General features: G+C 41.1%; 1 protein-coding gene. It reads right to left on the bottom strand.

Translation table 11 applies throughout. The annotated features are described in order from the left end of the window. Positions 1–364, bottom strand: a 364-nt coding sequence (locus tag M3175_RS25785; protein ID WP_503328626.1) for a hypothetical protein, incomplete at its 3' end; no start/stop codon positions are given. Positions 365–620: the final 256 nt, after the last annotated feature.

The raw sequence follows: 620 nt of genomic DNA, 5'->3' as shown, positions 1-620 counted from the left end.
CCCATAGATCAATGATTAGCTTTTGTCCTTTGGCTAAACTAAGCTGTAAGGTGGATTTTAAGCCTTTTTTACTTGTTTGGTGGGTAGCAATGTGTTTGATGGCGGATTGTTTAAAGGGTAGCCAGCCTAATGATTTACGTTTTGAATTTGGGTTGTTGGTTCGCCAGTTTAGTTTGGCTTTTTTGAATTGCTTTCGAGCTTTGGCGTGGGTTTCATTGATGGCTTGGATGGTCTGACTGTGTAAGCCAAGTAGTTCACCGCTACCTTTGGTGTAGTCGTTTAGGTCGTAAGCACTAAAGAACTTGCCAGTACGCTTAAGATGCTCGTAGCTTAACGCATTAACGTAGTTCCATACGAAATTCACCGAACCGCTTAGGCGATTTAATTGGTTTATGTGTTTGTCTCGTATGCGTAGCTTGAGTGTTTTCATGCAAATTATTTTAGCAAAATTTATGCAAGCGTTATAGTGTATGAGTTGCCTTATATCCACCGCCTAAAGTCGGTGGTTTTACGGCAACAGAGGATAAAAAAGTCCCAAGTCTGGCACATACCAATACCATGGGACTTATATAGCATGGATTCAAGATAAGAGCTTAGCACTTCACGCGCTTGTTTGCTTT

Origin of the sequence: Robertmurraya korlensis (assembly GCF_023715225.1) — a bacterium.
In the GTDB taxonomy this organism is placed as follows: Bacteria; Bacillota; Bacilli; order Bacillales; family Cytobacillaceae; genus Robertmurraya_A.
The sequence above is the reverse complement of the archived record's forward strand: the minus strand, read 5'-3'. Positions and strand labels throughout refer to the sequence as shown.